At 42.4% G+C, this 18,837-nt stretch carries 13 protein-coding genes; 11 read left to right on the top strand and 2 right to left on the bottom strand.

All coding sequences use genetic code 11. The annotated features are described in order from the left end of the window. The first annotated feature begins 2 nt into the window (after nucleotides 1-2). The 8 genes from AC3WJC_RS01120 (at nucleotide 3) to AC3WJC_RS01085 (ending at nucleotide 9,876) form a co-directional block, all read left to right on the top strand. Nucleotides 3-2,030 carry a type I restriction-modification system subunit M gene (locus tag AC3WJC_RS01120; RefSeq protein ID WP_492397226.1) on the top strand — a complete coding sequence of 676 codons (2,028 nt, stop codon included), beginning with the start codon at nucleotides 3-5 and terminating at the stop codon, nucleotides 2,028-2,030. Then, nucleotides 2,027-3,358, top strand: coding sequence for a restriction endonuclease subunit S (locus AC3WJC_RS01115; protein ID WP_492397225.1), 1,332 nt, complete (start codon nucleotides 2,027-2,029; stop codon nucleotides 3,356-3,358). Before AC3WJC_RS01120 ends, AC3WJC_RS01115 begins: the two co-directional genes overlap by 4 nt. A 22-nt stretch (nucleotides 3,359-3,380) precedes the next feature. Beyond that, a complete protein-coding gene (locus AC3WJC_RS01110; protein ID WP_492397224.1) occupies nucleotides 3,381-6,353 on the top strand; it encodes a type I restriction endonuclease subunit R in 2,973 nt (990 codons plus the stop codon). A gap of 384 nt (nucleotides 6,354-6,737) precedes the next feature. Continuing rightward, nucleotides 6,738-7,406, top strand: coding sequence for a recombinase family protein (locus AC3WJC_RS01105; RefSeq protein WP_492397223.1), 669 nt, complete (start codon nucleotides 6,738-6,740; stop codon nucleotides 7,404-7,406). 4 nt (nucleotides 7,407-7,410) lie between these two features. Next, nucleotides 7,411-7,842: a hypothetical protein gene (locus AC3WJC_RS01100; RefSeq protein ID WP_492397222.1), complete on the top strand. Its 432-nt coding sequence runs from the start codon at nucleotides 7,411-7,413 to the stop codon at nucleotides 7,840-7,842. 17 nt (nucleotides 7,843-7,859) lie between these two features. Beyond that, a complete protein-coding gene (locus AC3WJC_RS01095; protein ID WP_492397221.1) occupies nucleotides 7,860-8,198 on the top strand; it encodes a hypothetical protein in 339 nt (112 codons plus the stop codon). 2 nt (nucleotides 8,199-8,200) lie between these two features. After that, nucleotides 8,201-9,340 carry an IPT/TIG domain-containing protein gene (locus tag AC3WJC_RS01090; protein ID WP_492397220.1) on the top strand — a complete coding sequence of 380 codons (1,140 nt, stop codon included), beginning with the start codon at nucleotides 8,201-8,203 and terminating at the stop codon, nucleotides 9,338-9,340. Nucleotides 9,341-9,498: 158 nt separating this feature from the next. After that, nucleotides 9,499-9,876 (top strand): hypothetical protein, encoded by a 378-nt coding sequence (locus AC3WJC_RS01085; protein ID WP_492397219.1) that lies wholly within the window; start codon nucleotides 9,499-9,501, stop codon nucleotides 9,874-9,876. 49 nt (nucleotides 9,877-9,925) lie between these two features. On the opposite strand, the gene AC3WJC_RS01080 is transcribed toward AC3WJC_RS01085, so the two are convergent. Beyond that, a complete protein-coding gene (locus AC3WJC_RS01080) occupies nucleotides 9,926-11,233 on the bottom strand; it encodes a site-specific integrase (RefSeq protein WP_492397218.1) in 1,308 nt (435 codons plus the stop codon). A gap of 380 nt (nucleotides 11,234-11,613) precedes the next feature. On the opposite strand from AC3WJC_RS01080, the gene AC3WJC_RS01075 reads away from it, so the two are divergent. From AC3WJC_RS01075 to AC3WJC_RS01065, 3 genes are all read left to right on the top strand, one after another. Further along, nucleotides 11,614-14,013, top strand: coding sequence for an NACHT domain-containing protein (locus AC3WJC_RS01075; protein WP_492397217.1), 2,400 nt, complete (start codon nucleotides 11,614-11,616; stop codon nucleotides 14,011-14,013). Nucleotides 14,014-14,134: 121 nt separating this feature from the next. Next, nucleotides 14,135-14,830 (top strand): SOS response-associated peptidase, encoded by a 696-nt coding sequence (locus AC3WJC_RS01070; RefSeq protein WP_492397216.1) that lies wholly within the window; start codon nucleotides 14,135-14,137, stop codon nucleotides 14,828-14,830. A 40-nt stretch (nucleotides 14,831-14,870) separates the two neighbouring features. Then, nucleotides 14,871-15,623 (top strand): hypothetical protein, encoded by a 753-nt coding sequence (locus AC3WJC_RS01065; protein WP_492397215.1) that lies wholly within the window; start codon nucleotides 14,871-14,873, stop codon nucleotides 15,621-15,623. 32 nt (nucleotides 15,624-15,655) lie between these two features. On the opposite strand, the gene AC3WJC_RS01060 is transcribed toward AC3WJC_RS01065, so the two are convergent. Continuing rightward, on the bottom strand, nucleotides 15,656-18,835 hold the full coding sequence (locus AC3WJC_RS01060; protein WP_492397214.1) for an error-prone DNA polymerase: 3,180 nt from the start codon (nucleotides 18,833-18,835) through the stop codon (nucleotides 15,656-15,658). Nucleotides 18,836-18,837 lie beyond the last annotated feature (2 nt).

Genomic DNA, 18,837 nt, shown 5'->3' with positions numbered 1-18,837 from the left:
GTATGAAAATGACCTTATCTAAAATTCAAAGCCTCAGTTCCTTTGCGTGGTCAATTGCTGAGATTTTACGTGGAGACTTCAAACAGTCCGAGTATGGAAAAGTTGTTCTTCCATTTGTTGTATTACGCCGTCTTGATTGCCTACTCGAATCAACAAAGGGTGCTGTGCTCAAAGCTTATGAAACCCTGCCGGATGGCATTGACGATCATACAAAAGATATGATGCTATTTGGAGCCGTGGGCGGCGGGTTAAAGCTGTACAACTACAGCCAACTAACGTTCAGTAAGATTCACGGACAAGACCCTGCTGACGTGCATAAAAACCTGCTGGATTATATTACAAAGTTTAATGTAAGTGTTAGAGATATCTTTCTTGAAAAATTTTTGTTCACCGATCAATTGAAGCGCTTGAAAGATGGCGGTATTTTGTGGCAGGTTTTTGACCGTTTCTCCCAGATCGATTTGCACCCAGACCGAGTGTCAAATATCGAAATGGGTTATTTGTTTGAAGATCTCATCCGCAAATTTTCAGAAATTTCAAATGAAACGGCTGGGGAACACTTCACCCCACGCGAAGTTATCCGTCTTATTGTCGAGTTGCTTTTGATCAACGATGCCGATGCTTTAGCAGGTTCCGGTATCATCCGTACTGTCTATGACCCTGCTTGCGGTACGGGCGGTATGCTGGCTTTGATGGAAGAAGCCATGAAACGCTTTAATCCAAAAATCCGCGTTGAACTGTATGGCCAAGAATTAAACCCCGAATCTTTCGGTGTTTGTAAATCAGATATGCTAATTACTGGCCACAATCCTGATCAAATTGTATTCGGCAATACGCTTACTGAAGACGCACACAAAGATAAGAAATTCCATTATATGCTCTCTAATCCACCTTATGGTGTAGATTGGAAGAAGTATCAAGATCCGATTGTCGAGGAATACAAAACCTCAGGCAAGAATGGCCGCTTCGGTGCGGGCTTGCCTCGTGTATCGGATGGTCAGTTGCTATTTCTTCAACATATGATCAGCAAAATGCGTGATGATGCGGCTGGGTCGCGCATTGGTATCGTTATGAACGGATCACCACTCTTTACTGGTGGCGCAGGCTCTGGTGAAAGCGAAATCCGCCGATGGATGTTTGAAAATGATTGGGTGGAAGCAATTATCGCCCTTCCAACTGATCTTTTCTACAATACAGGCATTCAAACCTACGTTTGGATGTTGACAAATAAAAAAGACGGAAAACGCCGTGGTAAAGTTCAATTGATTGATGCCAGCAGCGGACGTTTCTGGCAGTCCATGAGAAAAAGTTTAGGGAGTAAACGCCGTGAAATCCCAGAAAATGCCCGTAAAGAAGTTGTCAAAGTCTACAATGAAATGTTAAATGGTGAAGCAGGCTGGGGTGAATACTCGAAAATATTTGATAATGAGGACTTTGGGTATCGTGAAATTCGCATTGAACGCCCACTTAGGCTTAATTTTCAATTTTCTCCCGAACGGCTTGAGATTCTGAAGCGAGATAAGAATTTTCTAAAACTTGATCCTACCGAACAAGAGGAGTTAATTAAGACAATATCAACAAGCGCACCTAAAGATCTTTTCAAAAACCGCGATGCGTTTGAAAAAGCTCTTAGCCAAATACTGAAGTTTTTAGATATTAAAATTTCAGCACCTCTCAGAAAATCCATTTCGTCTGCACTGTCAGATAAAGATGAAACTGCAGAGGCTTGCACAGATGCAAAGGGTAATATTGAAGCGGATAGTGATTTACGTGATCACGAGAATGTACCGCTTAAAGAGACGTGGAAGAACTATGTGGCGCGTGAGGTAAAGCCATTTGTGCCAGATTCTTGGGTTGATGAAAATTATAGAGATGTAGTTGACGGCCAAACTGGCCGTATTGGTTATGAGATTAACTTCAACCGTTACTTTTACAAATATGTTACCCCGCGTCCAGTTGCAGAAATCAATGAGGAACTAAAAACACTTGAAGCCGAAATTGCCAGCCTACTTAAGGGGGTTGCGGTATGAAAGATATAGCTAAATCGGGATTAAAGACGCCTCTTCACAAAAATAGTTGGAGAACCGAGCGGTTTAAATACTTATACAAAAAGATTAGCCGTCCTATATCTGAGGGAGATGGTGTAGTAACTGCCTTTCGTGATGGCGTGGTTACCTTAAGGAGTAATCGCAGAGAAGATGGTTTCACCTTTGCAGATAAAGAGATTGGTTATCAGGGCGTAGAACCTAATGACCTTGTTGTGCACGCAATGGATGGTTTTGCTGGAGCTATCGGCGTTTCAGATTCTCGAGGAAAATGCTCACCGGTTTACTCCATAGCTATCCCAGCGGATACTAAGCGGGTTTTCACAAAGTATTGGGCTTATTATCTAAGAAATTTGGCCACGTCAAAATTTATTGAGAGCCTATCAAAAGGAATTAGAGAAAGGAGCACCGACTTTAGGTGGAAAGATGTTGGCAATCTTCTTGTCAACTTCCCTGATTATGATACACAAAAAGAAATTGCTGATTTTCTTGACCAAGAAACATCAAATATTGATCATCTGATTAGAAAAAAGGAAAAGCTTATTGGACTTCTTTCTCAGAAGAAAAATGCTGAGATCATTAACGCATGCATAGGGCTCTCTACAAGCTCTGAAATTGAACCAAGTAAAAAAATTTTGCAAGAATTAGTGTATAGTAAAGGTCTGCCAAAAACGTGGAAAACAAAAAAACTTCACAGTGTATTTACCATCAGAAAAAATAACAAAAACACTGGATTGATAGAAGAAAATCTATTATCTCTCAGCTATGGAAAAATTGTAAGGAAAGATAAGAGTAGCAATGAGGGACTAATTCCCGAAAGCTTTGAAACGTATCAAATTGTACAACCTGGAGATATAGTTCTTCGCTTAACTGATCTACAGAATGACAAACGCAGTATTCGTCAAGGCTTGGTATTAGAAAGAGGAATTGTGACTTCCGCTTACGATGCAGTGTATGTAAGTAAAGAGCAAGATGCATCTTTTTGGGCTTATACTCTTCTCTCTCTTGACCTTGCAAAGTACTATTACTCCCTAGGTGGTGGAGTAAGACAATCTATAAAATTTAAAGATATCCCTAACATGTTAGTCAAATTTCCTGACTTGAATGAGCAACGAAAAATTTCTGCGTCTATCCAGGAAAAGGTGCTTAAAACGGAACAAGTAATTAAAAAAACACAATTATCTATTTCTTACCTTAAAGAGCTGAAATCATCTTTGATAACACAAATTGTGACAGGACAGTTGGATTCTCGAGAATGGAAAAGACACAGTACGGCGAATAGACAATCAGCCAATTTTGAAGTCAATGTGTAAAAAAACAAAGAGGTAATCCGTGATGGAAAAGAATAACCGAACATATTCATCCGATAAAGTTCACCGGGAAAATGTTGTACAATATCATCTTATTGATAACTTGATTCAAAGCCAAGGTTATCGCCTGCGCAGCACCAACGACTATGACCGTGCTTCTGCGCTCGATAAAGCCTTAGTAATGGAATTTATCAGAGCTACTCAGGCTGAAGAATGGAAGCGTTTAGAAGAGCATTATACAGCTGCAGCTGAAACCGAGTTCTTTAAACAGCTAGATAAAGCCCTTATCCAGCGCGGCACATTAGATGTATTACGGCAAGGCCTCAAGCTTATCCCTGGAATTAAATTTTCTCTTTGTTACTTTAAGCCTGCTTCAGGCCTTAACAATGACCTTCTTCATTTGTTTAATTCAAATATATTAGGTGTAATTGATGAACTTGAATATGGCGCCAAAAACGACAACCGTATCGATATAGGTTTATTTGTTAATGGTATTCCAGTAGCTACGTTAGAATGTAAGAATCAATCAACAGGAACTACCTTTAAACACGCTGAAAATCAGTATCGCAAAGATCGTGCTCCTGCTGGTGAGCCTCTTTTGTCCTTTAAGCGAGGTGCACTTGTTCACTTTGCTTTGGATGAAGATAACGTCTCTATGACCACAAGATTAAATAATGGTAAAACACGATTCCTGCCGTTTAATCGCGGTCATGATGGCGGTGCAGGAAATCCAGATATAGAAGGTGACTTTAGAATAGCATATTTGTATAAAAGCTTACCGGAATGCCGAGCTATTTTTTCGAGAGAAGTATTGCTTGATATCATAGGCCGTTTCATCCATCTTGATAAAGAGGCAGGGAAAGAAGCTTTGATTTTTCCTCGTTTTCACCAATTAGACGCTGTATTGAAGCTAATGCAACATGCTAAGCAATTTGGTGCGGGCAATAGTTATTTAATACAACATTCCGCTGGCTCAGGAAAATCAAACACAATTGGTTGGACGGCCCATCGGATGATTACGCTACATGACGATCAAGATCAGGCTATTTTTAACACGGCTATTATCGTGACAGATAGGGTTGTCCTAGATAGACAACTTCAGAATACGGTTTCACAATTTGAACAAACCAAGGGTGTTGTTAAAAAGATTGATGGGACGTCTCGCCAGCTGAAAGAGGCTATACAGCAAGGCGCAAGAATAATAGTTACTACTATTCACAAATTTTCTACGGATCATTTAAAAGAGATTTCTGGACAGGGCAGGCGCCGATTTGCAATTTTGATCGATGAGGCGCATGGATCGCAATCGGGCAGCCATGCTGATAACCTTGCAAAAGCGCTTACTCGCGACAAGGATAGTGCTCCTTCGGGGATAGAAGAGATTATTGCTGACTATCAAAAACAGCGCGGCCCACAAGAGAATATAAGCTACTTTGCTTTCACAGCTACGCCAAGAAATGTAACGCTAGAACGCTTCGGTACAAAGGGTACTGATAGTTTGCCCCATCCATTTCATTTGTATTCAATGCGTCAAGCCATTGAAGAAGGCTTTATTCTGGATGTTTTGCAGAACTATATGACCTATAAGGCATATTACCAGCTGGAAAAAGCCATTGATGATGATCCGGAACTTGCGGAACGCAAGGCACTGCGCAAAGTCGCAAGATTTGCATCTTTGCATCCTACCGCCATTGCTCAAAAAGTAGAGGTTATCGTTGAGCACTTTGTTCGCCATGTCGCAACAGAATTACATGGCCAAGCTAAAGCCATGGTAGTAACCCAAAGCCGCTTACATGCTTTCAATTACTTCCAAGCAATAAAAAGTTATATTGAAAAGAAAAAATATTCTGGGATTAAACCTTTAGTTGCCTTTTCCGGTGAATTAGATGTTGATGGCTTAATTTATACAGAGGCTGAGTTGAACGGTTTTTCTGAAACTGAGTTACCTAAGCAGTTTGACGGTGTTGAGTACCAATTATTAATTGTTGCGGAGAAGTATCAGACAGGTTTTGATCAGCCCAAATTATGCGCCATGTACATCGACCGCAAGCTGGATGGACTACAGGCTGTTCAAACGTTATCACGGTTAAACAGGACTTATCAAGAAAAAGAAAGAACCTATATTCTAGATTTCCAAAATACCTCGGAAGAGATACAGGCGGCTTTCAAGCCATTTTTTGAAATTACGGCACTTGAAGCAATAACTGACCCTAATCAAATTTACGAATTAGAAGGGCGAATTAAGTCATTTTCATTTATTGATGATAATGAAGTAAACGAGTTTTCCGAAACTTATTATAAGGATGCCTTATCCTCAATTGATAGGATCTATCTTGAACGTTTGGTCAAAAATGCTGTTCAGCGTTTCGATTTTGAAGAAGACGAAGGAAAGCAAGAAGAGTTCCGTCAATTGCTGAAAAGCTATATAAGATTCTATGCTTTCATAGCTCAGGTTATGCGTTTAGGTGATACAGGATTAGAAAAGTTATTCGCTTACGTGTCTTGGTTAACTAGACTATTGCCAAACCGGGAAATCCCACCGGATATACAAATCACCGATGACATGTTACGGTTGAAGGCGTTTCGTATCGAAAAGAAGGAGCATGGCAGTGCTTCCCTAAAAGCTGGAGACACAGTGCGATTATCGCCTATTAGCGATTTTGGTGCTAGACCCTACACTGAGGAAGAAGATCTGTCGCTTTCCGAAGTGGTAGATAACTTCAATCAAAAGCATGGTACCCAATTTTCCAAAGAGGACTTCTTTAGATTCGAACAAGTAAACAAAGAAATCTTAGATAACGAAGATCTCAAGGATATGCTGGTCAATAATCCTCCAGATGTAGTTTACAGCGCTTTCTCTCAAGCATTTTTTGAAGGTGCTATTCGTTTATTTCAGCGTGATAGTCAGCTTCAAAACATTGTTATGACTGATAGCAAAGCAAGGGAACAAGCTATAAGACATTTTTTTAGTAGAGCAATTAATGAAGCAAGGCTATAGGTAACTTGGTTTTATAGCAATGCGCTGGTGAAGAAAAGAGCGTTTATATAAAGAATACTTTCCAAAACTTATAATAGGATATTTTCCGGCTAGACAAGTGGATTTACATTAATCTTGGCGGAAAAGAATGGCTGAACGCTCTGCCTGCCGGTACTTTAAGTAATCAATATATAGTTAGGTACAACTGTAACCTGAATTTTTTAATAAAATTTGTTCATAAGTAAACCATCGTTAACTGACGAACAAAATTCCTGATTTTCCACCAATCCCTTCCCTGCAAGACGATCTATTTAAAGCATTCCTTTCCCAGACTACGATTTTTTAACCCTTATTCTGTTCAAATATAAACGATGGTTTACTGATGAACAGCAAGAGGAAAGAATTATGAAGCAGGCAATAGCGTATTACCGGGTGTCGACGACCAGGCAAGGCAAAAGCGGCTTAGGCTTAGAGGCGCAGCAAAGCGCCGTTGAGCAATACTGTCAGCTAAATCACTTTGATTTACTCACAAAAGTTATCGAAGTCCAGTCGACTAGGAAGCATCGTGACGGACTAATTCAGGCACTTGAGCTTTGCAGGCAGCATAAAGCCGCCCTTATAGTCGCCAAGTTAGATCGTCTAGGCCGGGATGTGGAGCTGATCGCCAGCATCTTTACTGATCGATCAAAGGTGGAAGTAAAAGTGGTAGATAATCCGCATGCAAACAGGTTCACGATCCACATCCTTGCAGCGGTTGCAGAAGAGCAGCGGCAACGCATAAGCGAAACGACGAAAGAAGCACTTGGTGCAGCCAAGCGCAGAGGTGTCATGCTGGGCAGGCACGGGCAGGTTTTGGCCCTTGTAAACAGAGAAGCGGCCCAGCAATTTGCTGAAAAGTTACTACCAACGTTGATCAGATTGAATAACCGAGGGATTGTTTCGGTTCGGGCCGTCACCCAAGCTTTGAACCGACGACACGTACCCACATTTCGCGGGCATGGGAAGTGGTATCCTAGTACAGTTCATGCGCTGATGCACCGAGTAAAGCCCATTTGGAACAAAAATTTAAAATAAAACGATGAAACGGAACAAATTCACTTTAGCAGCGCTGGCCTTGTTAGCGTTGCTGACCTTTGCCTGCAAAAAGAAAGACGAAAACCCTGATATGAAGTCGGGCGGCTGTTCCGGTATATCGGGTGGCATCAATGGCACGATCATTAAAAATGTTACCTTTTACATCACAAAGGATTTTGGCTGCGGCAATTTAAAAATCGCCGGGATCGTTAACAAGTCCAACAACAATGACAACTACACGACGCTCAACAACAAACGGGAAATTGATCGCGTCTATACCAGTGGTAAACCAGCCTGCCAGGGCGAGGGAACGGTAACTGTGGCGATTGATAAGGGTTACACATACGAATACCGATTTACCTGCGGTAGCCAGACATTTAAAGGCGAATTCTTCACCGATTGCGAAGGCGACTGCATGGCAGTTGAAGTGAAATAATCCCAATCACCATAAAGATGAAAAGACTATTGATAATGGCGGCTGCTGTGACGCTGCTTATGGCTGCCTGTACAAAACAGGGCAATGAATTTATCGGTAAATGGAAGCCGATTAACACCGGTATGCTGTCACCGGATTTTGTTTTAACGATAGAAGAAACGGACGGCCAGTTTACCATGACTAATTCTGAACGGCCTGAATTACCTGTCGTGCTTACCTACGTCAAAAAGGACGACATCCTATCAGGAATAGTGGATGGCACGGCCATGACCCTATTCTATAGCGACAGTTCCAAACATATCCTATTTAAGCCTCATACTAACGCGGATGCAATTGAATTTGAACAACTGCCATAACTATGAAACAGACAATACTTTTAAAATGCTGCATTTTTGCGCTTGTTTTGTTAAGCGGATGCGGTAGCAAAAAAACAGACGAGCCAAAGCCGGAGCCGCCGCCAGTCGTTGTTAAACCTGTTATAACCAGCTTTGCGCCATTGAGTGCAGAAGCAGGTACAGAAATTACCATTACCGGGGAACAATTTGGCAAGGATGCCGATTTGATTGATATTAGATTTGGTAGTTCTGCGGTAATACACCCAAAGACCGTTACTGCTACCCAATTGACAGTGAATGTGCCTGGTGATGCCACAACAGGCAAGATAACGCTGACCGTTGGGGGCAAAAAAGCTGTTAGCGCACAGGAATTTACTGTAAAGCCACCAGTAACAAACACCTTATCGATTACAGACTTTACGCCAAAATCAGCGCGTCCAGGGTCAACGGTAACGATTACTGGCACAGGCTTCGGAAATGATGCGTCAGCGGTGGGGGTTGCTTTTGGACTTCCGCCTTATGACGATCCGGTTTCAGTAACACCAACCACCATTATTATCAAAACTGACCTGGGGACACTAAGTGGCAAAATCACGGTACGCGTCAATGGAAAGGAAGCTGTTAGTAAAGACGATTTTACGGCTCTCCCTGAAGAACTAAAAGTTGTCAGTTATTATTATTCGCATCGGCAACTTGGACACCAAATGTATGTTTATGCGCAAGGTTTTGGCAATGATGTGAATAAGATATTCTTTTCATTTGGCGGAACTAAGCCCGTTAAGGCCAATTATCTTTACGGATCGTCCATAGGGGCGATTATCCCAAGATACGCCTTGCCGGGTAAGATAACGGTAACCGTAGATGGTAATACCGCTACCGGAGAAGAAAATTTGAAACTGGACATGTCCATGAGAGAATTTACCCCGAAGTCGGCAAAAGTTGGCGACACGATAAAAATCACAGGGGTGGAGTTTACCGATAAGGATGATATGTCGATTTATTTCAATTCAAAATATCAATACATGGCCAGACCGATAAAGGTTACGCCAACAGAGATGTGGGTTGTTGTACCCCCATATGCGATCACTGGTCAGCTTGAAATACGGGCTAATCTGGCGACAATCATAGACATCAGTGACGATAAACTTACGATCCTGAAATGATATACTTAAAGCTGGCTTCAGACATACAGCACTTATCAAAGCCACAAAAAAAAGGAAATCAATTGCGCATGCGGCAGCAAGCGAAGCGATATGCAGCGCGTGTCACGCAATTTATTCATGAAAACATTTTTGTTTTTCCTGCCCATTAAGCGGTACAGATGCCAGCGCTGCGGTCGCCATCACTGGACTACAGAATAGCCAGTTTTGATCGCTATGGTTTATTTTATCGTTCAGCATACTTTGCTGCATCTATTCCTTATCTTCCAAAAAAAATTAAAACGATGGCTGATATTTTATTTTCTTTTTTAGTGATTGGCAGCGAAATGAGTTCTGTGGACGAGGATATTTCGATTACGGACGAATTTTCAAGGGACGCAGGAATTATCGAATGTAGAGAAAAACTACTTTCGGTGGGTTACACACCTTACGGCAACGAGCAATTGAAGTTTGTACACAAGGATGGTGGCGTGTTCATCGAAGGCATGGCATATAAACAAGACGAGATTTCTACGCCAAACCTTACATTTATAATATAGGGGCATGATGATAATAAAGCCCCGAAACCTGACAATTGGTTCTTGTCGATTAGCGCTTTAGCTGGATTTTTTTCATCCATTTATAACTATGATCGAGAGATGCACCAGCACCATACTTCGTTCGACCCGTAAATGCATGACCCATCAAATCTGTCTGAATACGGTCCGGACAATCTAGGTTAGTAAGTCGATCTTGAAAACTATGGCGTAATGAGTAAAGGCTGTGCCTGTTTGTCGGCAATAGCTTATTCTTCCTAAGGTATTTGCCAATAAGGGTGTTGGTCTTATCAGGGTCATCAACCATACTCGCAAATCCATCTGGATAAGCTTTAAAAGCGTCAAGAGCAAAGCCGACAAGCGGAATGGTACGTTCTCGATGCACCGTTTTGAGTTTATCCTTCTCATGTGACATGATAACCACGTAAGGGATTTTTTCACCAAGAAAGATATTTTCGGGGCGAATACCAATTTGTTCGTCAATGTTAATCCCTGTGTCCGCAAACACGCCGATCATCTTACGCAAATGGTCGGGCAGCCCTGCCATCTTGCTATCATTAAGCAGGACATCAATTATGTGATTTGTTGTGAACGGCAGTCGGGATCGGATTTCTTTTTTAAATAGCAGTTTTTTAAACATTTTGTCGCATATCCCGATGTTCTGGTTATCGCAGACCGTTTCAATGACATGTTTCACGTAGATAAAATGCTTATTTGCCGTCCCCGTCGTAACTTCTTCGGCTTTGACCCGGTCAATGAACCATTGCTTAAAATCCAGCATATCTTGCCGTATAAGATCTTGCACCGGCTTATCACCCACCACTTTAATAAAATTTTCCATCGCAAGTAATCGCGGATTCTGCCATTTTTTGTATTGGCGTTCTGACTTTTCAAGTTTTATTTCGGCTGTGAGTTCCCAGAATTTAGGAAGTAGTGCGGATAGTAAAAGGCAAGGTTGTTCGATCATTCCAAGCACTGCCTCCGCCTGTTTTTCATTGAACTTTTGCTCAACTACGTAAAGCAGTCTCTTCACAAGTTCCTCTAAGTTTCCAAGAGCAAGATCCTCTTTAGGAACGTATGGAAATCCCAGCCTTGTGGACAATTCGACGGCACGCGCATAGGTGTCATGACTGTGCTTACGTCCTGTCGAGACGAGCCCCTCCCAATATTCCTGTAAACGTATGTTTTCAAGCGCGCTTAACCTTATGGCTTCTTTTCGTGAAGATGTTTTGAGAGAAATGCGAACATAATCCCGGGAGTCGTAATCGCGATATGGGTTTGGAACACGGCGATTAAAGTACCAGGTATTCCCCCGGCTTAAGATGTGAAGCATGGCTTTTTGTCCCACTTTTTGTGACAAGTTTTTGCGACTTGTGTGGGAGCTTATGCTCTAAATGCTGTAATCCCGGCTTTTTATATTGTTATCAACGATAACATCAGCCTTTTTGGTCTTTGCCAACGTCAAACGTGGCGGAGACAGGGACAGCAGATACACAAGGTACAAAAACTTATCCTATTGATTTTACTTGCGATACATTTCGCAATATATCCTTCGTTTGTGACAGTCTTTGTGACACTCATATTCGATATTACCAACGATTTAAAGAATGTCAACTATCTCAATTGATCTTGGCGATCCGAAGCATCGTCAAGCAAAACTATTCTGCGCAACACATTTAAATCGAAGCAATTGGCTAAGTCTTTATATATTTGAATTTGGATCACACTAGCTACTTTACAATGGATGCAAAGGATAAACTTTTTAAGATACAGAGTATCAAGAACGAAACGGAAATTCATGAACTTTTGGCAGAGTTGCTTCCAAAGATGGGGTATAGCGATGTTACTGTTACTCACGAAAGGGGCAATGTTCCGGAGTTAGGAAAGGATGTAGTCGCCTCTCGAATTGATGATGTGGATGACAAAAAAGAGTGGACTGCATTTGTTGTAAAAAAAGGTGATATCAAAGGCACGTCAGCGGGAACTTCTGAAATTAAGGCGCAAGTAAGTGAATGTTTCACATTCGCTTGGAACTCTATTACCAAAGGAAAGAATATTTCTATGAACAAGGTAAAGGTAGTTACTAATGGCAAATTTAATAGCGGTGCTGAGAGCAAAATCTTACAAGATCAATTTTACGAAAATCCCAACATTTCTTTATGGGACGGTTTACGTTTAGTTTCACTTATTGACAAGCACTATCCGCGATATTGGCTCAAAGGCGACAAAACTTACAATCATTACGTTGAGTTGTTCCAAAAGAAAAATAAAGACGATGATTTCACCAAGGCTTTAGGTATAAAAAATAATAAGATAAAAAAAATTATTGATTTCGCTATTAGTCCGAAGTTGATTGAAACAAAAGTCGCCGAAAATGGAGAGCTAAAACGCCGTCTTTTTAATACACATGAAGTTGGTAAACTCGAAACATGTACTCTCGTTGTTGGAGCATCTGGGGCGGGTAAGTCCACTTTTTTCAAACAACTGGCCAACGACATTATTTATGAAAACAAACTAAGAAATAATTACGAACTGTACCCATTCATTTTGCAATTTACCCACATGCCAGCATGTAACTTTGATATTAAAAGGTTACTACAAGAGCATCTTAATACGGAGGATTTTTCCGAGATACAAATTGATCTTGATGAACTTTTTGTAAAAGGAAACTTCGTACTTTTTATCGATTCTCTAGATGAGCTCGCTGCGCCTGACGCAAAGGAAAAGGCTTTATGCGCGATCCAAGAGTTCCATCGGGATTACCCTAGTGTGAAAATTTATTTCTCGTCGCGTCCCGCAGATTCACTATTAGCAAGCTGTCAAAAGCTCCAATTCCGATATTTGGAAATACTGAATGTTTCCATGAAGCAAGCAGAGCAATTCCTAGGTCGATACTTTGATGACGAACAAGTTAAGTGCAAAAGACTTCTTAAATCTCTAAGGGACTCTCGTATTCTCGACAAATTGCCAAAGACGCCAATCACACTTGCTCTAATTGCTGCCATTTTTGATGAAAACGAAGTAGAAATTCCTGCGACTATCTCTGATTTATATAAATACTTTGCCGATCTCCTACTCAATAAATCCTTTAAAGACAGCACTTTGGATTTGCTTAAGGTAGGGGTGCATAGAAGCACCCTGTCTTATCTCGCGCTACATCTTCACAACACACACGTTAATGTAATAACCAAAGATGACGCAATCAAAATAATATCTGAATTTGCTTCCCAAAGGGGACACACCTATGATGTTGAACAATTAGTTGACGAACTCATTAACAACATTGGATTACTAATTTTAACGGATCGAAATGAGGTTGAGTTTAAACATCTTTCTTTTCAGGAATATTTTACAGCCTATCAAATTTACAATCACGAACCAAATAAAAAGTCGTTGTTCATCGAAGGTTTCAATGATCTTTGGTGGCAAAACGTGGCTATTTTTTATGCCGGAATGACGAAGGATTCACCGGAACTTTTAACTGAAATTCTCGCCGCTGCAAGGCCTAAAACGTTTCAAGAATACGCTATCAATATCAGCGGATTAGGGTATCTCATGCAGGCGCTTTATAATACGCCTATTTCAATTCGTATTGAAGGGTTAGAACGCAACTTAGAGAACGCTTCAAAAGCTGTGGATTTTATTCTAAATACAACACACCCCGAGTACAATCTTGTAAAATCCTTCTTCAACACAAAATATGGAGCTTACAAAATTATCTCTATGTGGTACGAATTTCATCATACCTCAATTACCTTAAAAGATCCACTCGAGCAATTGTTTGCGACCATGATTGCTTTGCTAAAGGACTCAACCGGCGTTTTGTCATCAAGTCGATCAGAATATGAATATTCAGCATATCTATTGGCTTCGACCTTGAGCGAAGTAAATGATGAAAAGGTTAAGTATTTACAAGAGCTGATTACTGTAGTAGATCCGAAAAATTTTTATGTTGTTGGACTGATTGACTCAAACTTTAGTCAACACGCAAAAAATTTCGATAAGACCGAAAAAGTTAGGAATGATGTGAAAAAACTAAGGAAGCGTCTAGACTTAATAGATCGGGAAAAAATGGTACAAAACGTCAATATAAGTTTAACTGACAACAAGCTTGTCGATTCTAGAAAAAGGCGTTCTTAGTTTGTCAAAATGCTGCGAGACGAAAATTTGTTGTTATCATGCTGCAAATCTTAATCGATCAAGCCGGAGGGTAATGAAGAAATTGTTGCAACAGTTCAGGCATTAATATTATATTGTACATATGTGTACAAAAGCTGTGACAGTTAATGTGCGAGCGATATCAGACAAGCTGAAAGTGCCATTCGTTTCGCCTAAAGCCAAGCCGAGCGTTGATAAGCAGGCTGGCGGTATCGATACATTACCGACCGATTACATGCCAATTATTACGCTGAGCCGCCCGCGTGAAATCCAGTATATGCGGTGGGGGCTTGTTCCGGCATTCGCGCAAGATCCCTCAACCGCCGGTACAATGTTCAATGCCCGCGCAGAAACTTTGCTTCAGAAGGCGTCATTCCGCGACCTGGTTCTTACATCTCGTTGTTTAATTTTGGACGAGGGCTTTTATGAACGCGAAACGCAAGGCGATGAAAAAGTTGAATGGCTAATCGCTCCTGCACAAGAGGATTTCTTTTATAAAGCGGGACTATGGACGACCTGGAAGGATCGTGCCAACGGCGAAGTGTTGGAAAGCTTTACAATGATTACCTGTGACCCAGATGAAGGTAGATTTAGTGAAATTCACGACCGCATCCCAATTATTCTGAATAAGGAGCAACGTCGCTTGTGGATGAACCCAAATGCTACAAAAGAGCAGCTTATGGCACTGCTTCGACCATGCTCATCGGACATGTACGTGATTTCGGAACATAGCCGAAAGCCTATAAAAACAAAAAATTCAAGCAAAACAGGCGGCGGCGACTTGGGATTATTTAGTTAAGGTTTGTATCGTTATATTTAGCAAACTAAACTTAAACCAAGTGGCAAAGCGTCAAATCTTAAAGAAGTCTGCATTCCAGGATTGGCCGCCGTATTGTAACCGATACGTGGCCGTTTTCGATGTTACCAGCTTAATCAACTATCGGGGGCCGATGGCTCCAACAACGTTGGATGTTTTTAAAAGGTTGCTTAAGTTAGGTGAAGCGGCAGAGAATATTGAACACATGCGTGGTAGTAATTCCAGCGTCGTTCACGAAGATCATGCTAGCGGCCATTTAAAATTCTTTCAGCTATTTGACAAGGTTACATTGGTAACACTTGATAATTCGAAAGAGTCTCAATTTTTGATTGAATTGGCAACTATCGCGCTTTTTGTCAACGCATTTTGCCTTGGCTTACCTGTGCGTGGATCAATAGCTGTAGGCGAGGCGATAGTCGATCTTGATCAAAATATTTGCATCGGCCGGGCTTTTAATAACGCTGTTAAGACATTGTCCGAGCAGGAATGGTTAGGTGTATTATATCATGAAAGTATGAAAGACGATCAGAGCGATAGTGAATTCGTGCGCGAAGCCACAGATAATGATATTCCCCTTTCGATATATACAGATGTGCCGGTAAAAGAAGAAGCAAACGCAATCAAAAAGGAGGTTCAGGTGCTAAATTGGCCAGCGTTTTTAGAAACAGCATCAAATGCGTTAGATTATCTTAATGATGTTAAAAATTCACTTGGTCTGGAATCCACGTCAATCTACTACAATACGGCGAAATTCATTAGGAAGCAACTGAGCTAGTTCGTTTGGCATCAACGATACTCAGCAAGCGTCTAACGGAAATTCCTTGCTTTTGGAATAACCTCTTCAGCCGCATTCTCCCTAATTTGCGTTCGCTTATTTTCAGTATGAAATGGCATTTTGTGTCTTTCGATACTTTCACTCAATAGCTGCGTTAAGTCATGGCAGCTTTTTACGATAACGTGCAGAACCTGTCCCTCACGTTGTACCCAACCCTTAACCATCAGCAATTTTGCCCCTAATATTTCCTTGCGGTATTCGTCGAAAAGTTTTTCAAAAACCACGAGATTAACAGTACCGGTTTCGTCTTCAATCGTCATAAAACATACGCCACCGGCTGTGCCTGGCCGTTGCCGCGATAGTACTAGGCCGGAGACTTTAACATGCCGCCCTGCCAGGGTTTTTTGTACCTGTTCTGTTGAAAATACCCCAAGGCGTTGCAGTTGCGGTCGGGCAAACCACACAGGATGAGCCTTAAGCGAAAGGGATGTGGAAGCATAATCCTGTATTACATGTTCTGCCTCGCTCATAAACGGCAACTGAATTTGCTTTTCTTTTGCGCTTTCCGACGACTGACCTTTAAACAATCCTGTCGGCGTATCAGCTAAGGCGGTTACCTGCCAAAGCGCCTGCCTGCGATCCAGTCCCAATGATCTAAACGCGTCCGCATCGGCAAGCGTTTTCAAGGAAGCTTGAGAGACGCCTGCATTATAAATTTCCTCAATTGTTTTATACGGCTTACTGCGGCCAGCGATCAGCATCAGCATATCCTGTTCTCTTATTCCGCTAATCTGCCGAAAGCCAAGGCGAAGCGGTGCAAGATAACCTGTCCGCGTTTCCAACGTATTATCCCATTGCGAATAGTTAACATCTATCGGCCTGATCTCAACTTTGTGGTTTTTTGCATCGGTTACAATTTGTGCCGGAGCATAAAACCCCATTGGCTGACTATTCAGTAACGCCGCTGCAAATACGTCGGGGTAATAGCATTTAAGCCATAACGACACGTAGACCAGCAATGCGAAACTGGCCGCATGGCTTTCCGGGAAGCCATAAGAGCCAAATCCCTCAAGCTGTTTAAAGATACGCTCGGCGAATTCCTGTGTGTACCCGCGTGCTGTCATGCCGGTAATTAGTTTTTCCTGGTAAGCATTGACAAGACCCTTAAACTTGAACGTCGCCATGCTGCGCCTTAAGCCATCTGCTTCTGTGGGGGAAAAACCGGCCGCTACCATTGCAATTTTCATCGCCTGTTCCTGAAATAAAGGTACGCCCAGTGTTCGGCCTAAAATTTCTTCCAGTTCTTTTGATGGATAAGTTACCGCTTCTTCACCATTACGCCGCCTAAGATAAGGGTGCACCATGTCTCCCTGGATAGGGCCAGGCCGCACGATAGCAACCTCAATTACCAGATCATAAAAGCATTTTGGACGGAGGCGGGGCAGCATGGATTGTTGCGCCCGGCTTTCAATCTGAAATACGCCGATCGTATCTGCGCGGCTTGCCATTTCATAAACACCGGGATCATCCTGCGGAATATTGGCAAGCGTCAGCTCCAGGCCGTAATGCTCTCTGCAAAGGTCAAACGCTTTACGAATACAGGTGAGCATCCCCAAGGCGAGCACGTCGACTTTTAAAAAACCCAGCGCATCAATATCGTCTTTGTTCCATTCGATATTCGTGCGATCTGCCATCCGTGCGTTAATAATCGGACAGAGGTCGGTCAGCTTGCCCTGGGTTACGACAAAGCCGCCGGTATGCTGCCCCAGCTGGCGGGGAAAACCCAGCATCTGCCCCGTAAGCTTTAATACCTTCATCAAATGCGGGTCTTCGGGATTTAAGCCTTGTTCAATAATGCGCTTAGGTTCAAACCATTCGTCGGTAAATTCCCAGATAGCAGATGAAAGCCGGTCAATGGTATCCTGTGAAAGCCCCATCACCTTGCCAACATCCCGGATTGCGCCTTTTTGCCGTTGCTGAGTAACGGTTGCGACAATCGCCGCCCGGTCGCGTCCGTATTTATTGTAGATATACTGTATAATCTCTTCGCGGCGTTCGTGCTCAAAATCGACGTCGATGTCAGGCGGCTCATTCCGTGCACTGGAAATAAAGCGCTCAAACAGAAGATCAAACTTCGTCGGGTCAACAGATGTGATACCTAAGACGTAGCAAACAGCAGAATTAGCCGCAGAGCCACGCCCCTGGCATAAAATACCGCGCTGCCTTGCCTCGCGCACAATGTCATGAACGAACAGGAAATAGTTCGCATAGTCCATTTCCTCAACAAATTTCAGCTCATGATTAATCGTATCGACCAGCTTTTGCGGCGGCTTGTTCTCAAAACGTTCCGCAACGCCTGCCAAAGTTAATTGCTTTAATTCTTCGAGCGGGGTACGTCCGTTTTGATTGATTTCTTCGGGGTAAACGTAATTCAGCTCATCCAGGGAAAACCGGCATTTATCAGCAATCACCTGCGTAATGTCAATTGCATCGGGATAAGCACTAAATATCCGCTGCATTTCGGCAGGTTCCTTTAAATAACGCTCGGCATTGGCATGTAATAAATAGCCCGCATTTTGTATTGTGCATTTCTCGCGGACGCAGGTTAATACGTCCTGTAATTCGCGGCGGCTGGTATCGTGGTAATGTACATCGTTGGTTGCGACCATGCGCAGCTTATGCCGTTTGGCAAGCTGCTGAATACGGAACAACCGCTTCTGATCGGAACTTAAGTAAGTCCGGCTTGCCGCGATATACAACTCTGGAATAGACTTGGCGTATTCAGCAACTTCAGCTTTGAAGCTGTCCTCAAATTCAAAAAACTCGTTAAGGGAAGGGGGCGGCAGCAGAATGAAAATAATGCCGTCCGTACAGTCAAATATATCTTTCTTGTACAAAAAGCATTTGCCTTTTTCCGCCCGTTGGTTGCCGATGGTAAGCAAAGCCGATAACCGCCCATAAGCTTCAATGTCTTTGGGATAGGCCAGCAGACTCGGCCCATCGAGCAGATCAAGGCGGCAGCCGGGGATAATACGAATGCCTTTTTGCTTTGCTGCAACATGCGACCTGACGAGACCTGCAAATGAATTGCGATCCGTAATACCGATTTCCTGATAGCCTAATTCAGCGGCATAATGAACCAATTCGTCGGGGTGTGACCCGCCGCGCAAAAAGCTGAAATTGGTGGTTACCTGCAATTCAACGTAGGCCATAA

It is taken from the genome of Mucilaginibacter sp. FW306-07-L (assembly GCF_058782065.1).
This window is presented reverse-complemented; position numbering and strand designations above follow the sequence as displayed.

Excerpts from the sequence above, each read along its gene's own strand:
- AC3WJC_RS01120 (WP_492397226.1), top strand. The coding sequence starts at position 3 with ATGAAAATGACCTTATCTAAAATTCAAAGCCTCAGTTCCTTTGCGTGG.
- AC3WJC_RS01115 (WP_492397225.1), top strand. The coding sequence starts at position 2,027 with ATGAAAGATATAGCTAAATCGGGATTAAAGACGCCTCTTCACAAAAAT.
- AC3WJC_RS01110 (WP_492397224.1), top strand. The coding sequence starts at position 3,381 with ATGGAAAAGAATAACCGAACATATTCATCCGATAAAGTTCACCGGGAA.
- AC3WJC_RS01105 (WP_492397223.1), top strand. The coding sequence starts at position 6,738 with ATGAAGCAGGCAATAGCGTATTACCGGGTGTCGACGACCAGGCAAGGC.
- AC3WJC_RS01100 (WP_492397222.1), top strand. The coding sequence starts at position 7,411 with ATGAAACGGAACAAATTCACTTTAGCAGCGCTGGCCTTGTTAGCGTTG.
- AC3WJC_RS01095 (WP_492397221.1), top strand. The coding sequence starts at position 7,860 with ATGAAAAGACTATTGATAATGGCGGCTGCTGTGACGCTGCTTATGGCT.
- AC3WJC_RS01090 (WP_492397220.1), top strand. The coding sequence starts at position 8,201 with ATGAAACAGACAATACTTTTAAAATGCTGCATTTTTGCGCTTGTTTTG.
- AC3WJC_RS01085 (WP_492397219.1), top strand. The coding sequence starts at position 9,499 with ATGCCAGCGCTGCGGTCGCCATCACTGGACTACAGAATAGCCAGTTTT.
- AC3WJC_RS01075 (WP_492397217.1), top strand. The coding sequence starts at position 11,614 with ATGGATGCAAAGGATAAACTTTTTAAGATACAGAGTATCAAGAACGAA.
- AC3WJC_RS01070 (WP_492397216.1), top strand. The coding sequence starts at position 14,135 with ATGTGTACAAAAGCTGTGACAGTTAATGTGCGAGCGATATCAGACAAG.
- AC3WJC_RS01060 (WP_492397214.1), bottom strand. The coding sequence starts at position 18,835 with ATGGCCTACGTTGAATTGCAGGTAACCACCAATTTCAGCTTTTTGCGC.